Here is a 7,836-nt window from a genome sequence, read left to right as displayed (position 1 = left end):
CCGCTCTGGCGCGCCAGCGCCACGGCCTGGTGCAGGGCGGGCTGGTCATCGAGGCGCAGCTGGCCCTCCAGGGCCAGAGCGATGGTGACGGCGCCCGCCATGGAGATCCGCAAAGCCGGGCCAGCCTGGCAAAGGCAGTCCTTCCGCCGCGAGGCGGGGCTCCATGACGGATTGCTGCGGCCCAGCGCGGAGCGATTGCGCTTCTTAAGGATTGCTCTAGGTTTTGGAGCAACGGGAGTGACCCATGCACCGATCGATCGGACTGCTGACTGCCACCGGCCTCACGGGCCTGGCCCTGGTGAGCCTGACCATGACCTTTCTGGGCTGAATCAGGGCGCCGCCGGCAGGTAGCCGGTGCGACGCAGGAAGGCCCGCAGGGCGGCGGGAAAATCGGCGTAGCGCGTCTCCGGCCGGCGGCAGTCGCCCTTGGCGTTGTACCCGGCCTCGCAGGAGGTCAGCCCCCAGTCGGAGCTTCGGTCGTAGAGGCCCAGCATCCGTTTCCAGCCCGTGTCGAACTCCCCCACCAGCGCCTTGGTGGCCACCCAGGCGGCCAGGAAGCCGTTGGCCTCGTTGCGCTGATCGGCCGGCTCCTGGAACCAGCTCTCCATCTCCTGAAGCCGGCGGCGGTGCAGCGGCAACACCGCCGGCTGGTGGCTGATGTCAACGAAGCGAGGACCGTTCAGCTGCCAGATCTGGCTCGGGGCGCTGCTGCCGGCGTAGCTGGCGAATTGATAAAGGAAGCGGTTGTCCACATCCACCAGCAGAAAGCGGCCGTTGCCCAGCGGGTCGCTGGCGCCGTTGGGGCCACCGTTGACCCAATCGCGGCGCACCTCGAACCAGCGGCGGCCATCAGGGCTGCTGGTGAGCACGCGGGTGTCGTTGCAGCAGTGGGCACCGCCCGTGAACGAGGAGAGCAACACCTCCGGGTAGGGATTGGCCGGATCCATCTCCACCACCTGCAGCACCGCGTCCGAGCTGCCGGAGCCGATCCGCAGCGCCCCCATCAGCTGGCCCACCACTTGTCCCTCCACCCTGACCGTGGCCACGGGCTGCACTTCATCCAGGCCATCGGGCTTGGGCTGACGGCGGTCCTCCAGCACGGCCACCACGGGTCCATGGGTGATCACCGGACCGGGCGGTGGCGACAGGGCCAGCAGCAGGGCGAGCAGCATCGGAGCGGGCCCTACTGGCAGCCCTGCACCGAGATCCGGTAGCTGAAGCCCAGGGCGCCGGGGTCGCCGCTGGCGCCCACCTTGAAGTTCATCTGGCTGGCCTGCTTGCCTGGAATGGCCGGGAAGGGGCCGAACATGCGGCCGGTGCCCATCGGCGGATTCATGACTTCGTTGATCACCTGCAGATTGCTGCCATCGCTGAACTTCATGAAGCCGCTGACCGGATACTTGGCCCCGGCGTCGGAGGAATTGGCCGTGAAGAAGAACTTGAAGCTGCTGTAGGGCTGATTGACGATGAAATCGGTGTTCCAGTTCTCCCTGCCGATCAGCTTGTCGGGACCGACCCGCTTGGAGACGATCGGGGTGGTGCCATTGCCACCGATCGGCTGCAGGAAGGTGCAGCGCTGTTGGGCTTCAGCGGCTGAGCCCACGCCGATGGCGAGGGAGGCGCTCAGCAGGGAGACGGCCAGAACTTTCATGGCGGCAGATCAACTCACTTCGACCCTAGGCCGCAGTGGGCACCTGGGCCGTCAGCGGTCGAAGGAAAAGAGGCGCCTCCAATCGTTCTTGATGCTGATCACGATCCAGCCCTGCCTGGTGGCTTCGTCGTCCAGCGCCGGGGTGAAGCGGCCCACCTGGGTGTCCGGCAGACCCCTGGCGGGGCCGTAGGCATACTCGCGGCGGGCGTCATCGTGCAGCACCAGCATCGCCAGTCGCGCCCCGTCGCCGGCCTTGGTGTACTCCAGCATCTGCCGGTCACCGGTGGAGTTACCGAAGGCGGCGGTGGGCCGCCGGCCGATCATCAGCTGGATGCCTTCCGGCTTGCCGGCGTCGTTGTCGTTGAGCAGCAACCGGCGCTCCTTGGTCAGGACGGGCCGGCCGGTGGTGTCGTAGCCGTAGCGGGTGGCGCCGGCACTGCCGATCACCTGCTCCGGCGGGATGCCATACACCTCCTCGGCGTAGACACGCACGAAGTCCTGGCCGCCACCGGTGACGATGTAGGTCTTGTAGCCGTTGGCGCGCAGATAGCGGAGCAGCTCCTGCATCGGCTGGTAGGTGAGCGCGGTGTAGGGGCGCTGCCAGCGGGGATGGCGGGCCGTGGCCAGCCACTGGCGCACATCGGCGCGGAAGGTCTCCAGGGGCATGCCGCTGAGGGCGGTGGCGGCGAGCTTCTCGAGTTCGGCTCTGGTGGTCACCACCCCGGGCACCCGCTCGCGGATGAAGCGCACCTGCGGGTAGACCGGCTGCTCCACCCAGAGGGTGCCGTCCTGGTCAAAGGTGGCGATGCGCTCTTCGGGCGGCACGTACCGGGGGCTGCCGGGGTCCGTGGTCTGGCGGACGAAACTGACGATGCCGTCCCTGGCCGCTCCCGGATTCCAGGAGGGCAGCGGATCGGCCGGCGGGGAGATGGCGCCGGCCCAGCCCGCCACCCCGGCCAGCAGGGTCGCGGCGACCAGGCCCCCCAGCAGGAGCAGGAACCAGCGGCGGCGGCGGGACAGGGTCACGGGGAGGCAGGCTCAGAACTTGCGCAGTTCGCGGCGGATCTTGAGCGGATCGCCGGAGTGCTGCCTGTTCAACAGCAGCATCGGCACGCCCGCCAGCAGCAGGCCGATCGCCACGACGACGCCCCAGGAGATCCCTGGCCGGCCCTCCGGTGGAACGTCACCAGGCCGGAGCCGACCCTGGAGCCGCTGCCGCGTTGAGCGCCTGAACCTGGCCATTGCTGCAGGCCCCGGGCCCGGCTGGCCCTTCAGTCTGACGGGGCCGGCGCCCGCCGTTCGCCGATCGCCATGGCCCGTGATCCCGATCCGCTGATCCCGGGCCCGATCCCCGGACGGGGGTGAAAGGATTTCGCCATCGCCCCAGCCGGCCCGCCATGGACATGCCTTCCCTGCTGCTCGCCACCGGGGGCCACCAGATCGAGGCGGCCGAGACCCTGATCGAGGTGGGCCGTTTCATCGTCATCCTGTTCGCCGCCAGAGCCCTGGCGGAACTGATGGTGCGTTTCCGCCTGCCGGCCATCCTCGGCGAGCTGGTGGCGGGGGTGCTGATCGGCGTTTCGGGGCTGCATCTGATCCTGGCCCCGGAGCTGGGCGGCCAGCTCAACGCCGTCGCCGAGCACACGATCGCCGCCCTGGCCCACGTGGGCCCGGAGCAGGTGCAGGGGCTCTACGACCACAGCTTCAGCAACCTTCAGGCGGTGGCCAAGATCGGCCTGCTGGCCCTGCTGTTCCTCACCGGCCTGGAGAGCGAACTGGATGAACTGATGGCGGTGGGGGGGCAGGCGATCACGGTGGCGCTCACCGGGGTGGTGCTGCCCTTCGCCCTGGGCACCGCCGGCCTGCAGTTTCTGTTCGGCGTGCCGCTGCTGCCGGCGATCTTCGCCGGTGCCGCCATGACCGCCACCAGCATCGGCATCACCGCCAGCGTGCTGGGGGAGCTGAAATTCCTGCGCACCCGGGAGGGGCAGACGGTGATCGGGGCGGCCGTGCTCGATGACATCCTCGGCATCGTGATCCTGGCCGTGGTGGTGGCGCTCGCCGGCGGCGAAGGCCTCACGGTCGGCCCGATCCTGAAGCTGATCGCCGCGGCCGCCGTGTTCGTCGCGGTGGCCCTGTTCCTCAGCCGCACCGCCGCCCCCGCCTTCGACGGGTTGCTGGATCGCCTGCGGGCCCCGGGCGAGGTGGTGGTGGCGGCCTTTCTGGTGCTGTCGCTGTCTTGCTTCGCGGCCCAGGCCTTCGGCCTGGAGGCGGCCCTGGGGGCCTTTGCCGGTGGCCTGATTCTGAGCGCCTCGCGGCACCGGCACGCGATCGAGGAGGCGGTGAAGCCCCTGGTGGCCCTGTTCGCCACGTTCTTCTTCGTGCTGATCGGCAGCGGCATGGACCTCTCGGTACTCAATCCCTTCAATGCCGCCAACCACGAAGGGCTGGTGATGGCGGGCTTCCTGCTGGCGGCCGCCGTGGTCAGCAAGGTGGCGGCCGGCTGGAGCTACATCAGCCCCGGGCCCACCAACCGGCTGGCGGTGGGGCTGGGGATGATGCCCCGCGGCGAGGTGGGCCTGATCTTCCTCGGCCTCGGCACCCAGACCGGGGTGCTGGGGCCGTCGCTGGAGGCCGCCATCCTGCTGATGGTGATGGGCACCACCTTCCTGGCGCCGGTGTTGCTGCGGCTGGTGCTGGCCGATCCCGGGGAGACCGGTGAGGCCGCCCCGCTGGCCCCCTGAGCTCTGGCCGTGGGACAGTGGCGGTCGCTTTCCCTGTGCCCGTGCCGAACGACAGCAGTTCTTCGAGGTCGGTGATCGTCGGCCTGCTGGTCGTGATCGGTTCGATCGGCGGCCTGGCCCTGCTGGTCTGGTTCACGGTCGTCCTGCTCGATCTCAAGCACCTCAACACCTCCGGGTTCACGCTGCCCTGAGGCCGCATCCGATTGGTGCCTGTGGCGGTACTCAAGGCAGTCGCCTCGCTACTGCGATGCCCCTTCCGCTCACTGCTCCGCTCACCGCTCTCCTGCTCACGCTCGGGGGTCACCAGCCCGTCGGCCTGCCTGGATCCGTGCAGGCCGACACCAGACCAGCCGCCAACCGTGCCACCGGACTGGTCGCCCAGGCGCAGGGTGGGGCTCTCGCCCCGTCCCTGCAGGGCAAACCCGTTGTGGTCGACATCTATGCCAGTTGGTGCTCGAAATGCCAGACGATCGCCCCGACCCTGCGCTCCCTCCAACAACAGAAGGCCGGCAAGGCCACCTTCTTGAAATTCGATGTTTCCGATGCCGCCCAGCTGAAGAAGTCGCGTGAAAGGGCCCGTGCCCTGGGCCTTGGTCCTTTCCTGGAGGCCAACCGCAGCCAGACCTCACTGGTGGCTGTGATCAACCCGGCCACCGGCGCCGCGGTGCAGACCTTCCGGGCCAGCACCGATGAGCGCGCTTACAGCGCGGCGATCAAGAGAACCCAGTCGCTGCTCAAACCGTGAGCAGCTCAGCCATCCGCAGGAAAGGCCTGGCCTTTCTGGTGCTCCTGGGTGGGCTGGCACTGCTGGGGGTGCTGGCAGCCCACTGGCTGCCCGGGATCAGCCTGCAGCTGGATCTGGCGATCCTTTCCGCGTCGCAGGCCTACGCCGATCGGCTCGAGGCCATGCCCGCAGCACCCGGCGTTCTGCTTCCCCTTTTCGCCTTCGGTGGTGGGGTGTTGGCGAGCGTGTCGCCCTGTGTGCTGGCCATGCTGCCGTTGAACCTCAGTTACATCGGCACGCTCGGGCCCATCAGCCGGCCCCAGGCCATCCTCAGGGTGGGGGGCTTCGTGGCCGGCACCGTCGTGGTGCTGAGCCTGTTCGGGCTGATCGCCTCGTTCGCCTCGGCCATCGTGGTGGACCACCGCGGCCCGGTCCACCTGGGGGTGGGGCTGATCATCCTGCTGATGGGACTGAATCTGGGCGGTTGGCTGCCGCTGACCCTGCCCCGCCTGCCCGAACTGCCGCCAGCCGGTGGTCCGGTTCTGGTCGGGATGGGCTTTGCTCTGGTCAGCTCTCCCTGCGCCAGTCCGGTGCTGTTTTCGGTGCTTGCCGCTGCTGCCGGCACCGGCTCCAGCGCGCTGTCGGTGCTGACGATGGTGAGCTATGCCCTGGGGTACACCGCTGTGATTGCCGCCTCCAGCCTCTGGGTCGGCCTGATGAGCGCCTCAAGGCGACTGCTCAACCACGCCGCAACCCTCACCCGCGTGAGCAGCCTGGTGCTGTTGGCGGCGGGGATCTACACCATCGGCCAGGGGTTGATCACGACCTGGCAGAACTGAGCGCGATCGCCAGGGAGAATGGACGAGCTGGAATCGGGGCAGCCGGACCTCGGTTGATCCACCCCACAGAGAACGGAGTCGATGGCGGGTTTCCTGAAACTCATCCTGGCGTTCCTTCCCTGGATCGCCTTTCTGGTGATTGCGCACGGCAGCCTCCTGCGGCTCAAGATCGGGCTTGTGGTTGCCCTGATCCTCAGCCTTGTGATGGGAATCGGCCGGCTGCATCGCGGCATCCTTCTCTGGGCCGGGCTTCTCTTTTTCGTGATGGCCAGCGTGGCGGTGATCTGGCTGGAGAACGGCTGGGTGATTCGGTACATGGGGGTGCTGGCATCCGGAACCCTCGCCTCCGCCACCTGGCTCTCGGTGCTGGCTGGGAAACCCTTCACCATGGCGTATGCCCGGCAACATGTTGATCCGGCGCTCTGGAGCAGCCCTGCGTTCCTTCGCAGCAATCTGCTGATCAGCTCCGTCTGGGGAGTCACCTTCAGCCTGAATACATTTTTGGCGCTTGGAAAGGCCTATGCCGTTGGCCTACCAACGTATGCCTATGAAGCCATCAACTACGGATTGCTGATCGGCACAGCTGCATTCACGAGCTGGTACAGCAATCGGTTGCGGCAACACCGGATCAAGTCTCAGCCCCACTGAGTCCTGAGGGCACGCGAATGCGGTTCCCTCGTAACAAACGACCCGTCGTCCAGCAGATGGCCGTGGCCGCCCTCAACAACAGGGTGGCCAACAACTCCTAGGATGGGCCATCGGAGCATGGGAGCAGGAGATCCAATTCAACGCCACATTCAACGTCAAAAACATCCCCGCCGCCATCGATGAGCACTCCCATCAAAGCCCTCGCCGCTTTCGGCGCCAAACAACCCCTCCAGCCCTTCGAATACACCCCCGGCCCGCTCGGCAGCGAACAGGTTGAGATCGCCGTCGAGAGCTGCGGCATTTGCCACAGCGATCTCTCCATGCTTGACGACGACTGGGGCATGACCACCTACCCCTTCGTTCCTGGCCACGAAGTCATCGGGCGTGTCGTCGCGCTCGGGGAGCACACCAAGCGCCTGGCCATCGGCGACCGCGTTGGACTCGGCTGGTTTTCCGGCAGTTGCGGCGCCTGCGAGCCCTGCCTCTCCGGCAACCAGAACCTCTGCCTCAAGGCCGAAGCCACCATCGTCGGGCGCCACGGCGGCTTCGCCACCCGCGTACGGGCCGACTGGACCTGGGTTCTTCCGTTGCCGGAAGGTCTTGACGCCAGCAAGGCCGGTCCGCTGCTGTGCGGCGGCATCACCGTCTTCAATCCCCTGGTGGAGCTCGGCATCAAGCCCACCGACAGTGTCGCCGTGATCGGCATCGGCGGCCTCGGCCACATGGCCCTGAAGTTTCTGCGGGCCTGGGGCTGCGACGTCACTGCCTTCACCACCAGCGACTCCAAACGCGAGGAGGCCCTGCAACTCGGCGCCCATCGCACCTTGAACTCCCGCAACCCGGAAGAACTGGCCGCGGCGGCGAACAGTTTCGACTTCATCCTCAACACCACCAACGCCAATCTCGACTGGAACACCTACATCGCGGCGCTCAAACCCAAGGGTCGGCTGCACACCGTGGGGGCCGTTCCCGAACCGATGGCCATGGTGGCCTTCCCGATGATTCTCGGCCAGAAAAGCCTCTCCGGTTCCCCCCTCGGCAGCCCAGCCACCACCGATCAGATGCTTCACTTCAGCTGCCGCCACGGCATCGCGCCCACCACCGAAACCTTCCCCATGTCGAAGGTCAACGAAGCCTTCGATCATCTCCGCGCCGGCAAAGCCCGTTACCGCATCGTGCTGATCAACGACCTCGACTGAATCCCGTGCTCAGGCGTGGATCGGCGATGGG

9 protein-coding genes are annotated in these 7,836 nt (G+C 67.4%); 6 read left to right on the top strand and 3 right to left on the bottom strand.

Translation table 11 applies throughout. The features are described from left to right. Window positions 1–329: 329 nt before the first annotated feature. From VB739_RS06255 to VB739_RS06245, 3 genes are read right to left on the bottom strand one after another with little or no spacing between them, the layout of a single operon-like run. A complete protein-coding gene (locus VB739_RS06255; RefSeq protein WP_323356237.1) occupies window positions 330–1,172 on the bottom strand; it encodes a hypothetical protein in 843 nt (280 codons plus the stop codon). An 11-nt stretch (window positions 1,173–1,183) separates the two neighbouring features. Continuing rightward, the gene (locus VB739_RS06250) at window positions 1,184–1,651 is read right to left on the bottom strand and encodes a hypothetical protein (protein ID WP_323356236.1); all 468 of its coding nucleotides are present in this window, start codon (window positions 1,649–1,651) and stop codon (window positions 1,184–1,186) included. Window positions 1,652–1,702: 51 nt separating this feature from the next. After that, window positions 1,703–2,677, bottom strand: coding sequence for an HAD family hydrolase (locus tag VB739_RS06245; RefSeq protein ID WP_323356235.1), 975 nt, complete (start codon window positions 2,675–2,677; stop codon window positions 1,703–1,705). Window positions 2,678–3,048: 371 nt separating this feature from the next. Between VB739_RS06245 and VB739_RS06240 the strand changes: the two genes are divergently transcribed. The 6 genes from VB739_RS06240 to ahr all read left to right on the top strand — a co-directional run bounded on the left by VB739_RS06240 (window position 3,049) and on the right by ahr (window position 7,805). Then, entirely contained in the window at window positions 3,049–4,395 is a 1,347-nt protein-coding gene (locus VB739_RS06240) for a cation:proton antiporter (protein WP_323356234.1), read from the top strand. A 41-nt stretch (window positions 4,396–4,436) separates the two neighbouring features. Further along, window positions 4,437–4,586, top strand: coding sequence for a hypothetical protein (locus VB739_RS06235; RefSeq protein ID WP_323356233.1), 150 nt, complete (start codon window positions 4,437–4,439; stop codon window positions 4,584–4,586). Between the two features lie 56 nt (window positions 4,587–4,642). After that, entirely contained in the window at window positions 4,643–5,140 is a 498-nt protein-coding gene (locus tag VB739_RS06230) for a thioredoxin family protein (protein ID WP_323356232.1), read from the top strand. Then, window positions 5,137–5,958: a cytochrome c biogenesis protein CcdA gene (locus tag VB739_RS06225; RefSeq protein ID WP_323356231.1), complete on the top strand. Its 822-nt coding sequence runs from the start codon at window positions 5,137–5,139 to the stop codon at window positions 5,956–5,958. Before VB739_RS06230 ends, VB739_RS06225 begins: the two co-directional genes overlap by 4 nt. Window positions 5,959–6,039: 81 nt before the next feature. Next, entirely contained in the window at window positions 6,040–6,606 is a 567-nt protein-coding gene (locus VB739_RS06220; protein ID WP_323356230.1) for a hypothetical protein, read from the top strand. Window positions 6,607–6,785: 179 nt separating this feature from the next. Beyond that, window positions 6,786–7,805, top strand: a complete 1,020-nt coding sequence (ahr, locus tag VB739_RS06215; RefSeq protein WP_323356229.1) for an NADPH-dependent aldehyde reductase Ahr — start codon at window positions 6,786–6,788, stop codon at window positions 7,803–7,805. The last annotated feature ends 31 nt before the right edge of the window (window positions 7,806–7,836 follow it).

Source organism: Cyanobium gracile UHCC 0281 (assembly GCF_034931305.1).
Classification (GTDB): Bacteria; Cyanobacteriota; Cyanobacteriia; order PCC-6307; family Cyanobiaceae; genus Cyanobium; species Cyanobium gracile_A.
The sequence above is the reverse complement of the archived record's forward strand: the minus strand, read 5'-3'. Positions and strand labels throughout refer to the sequence as shown.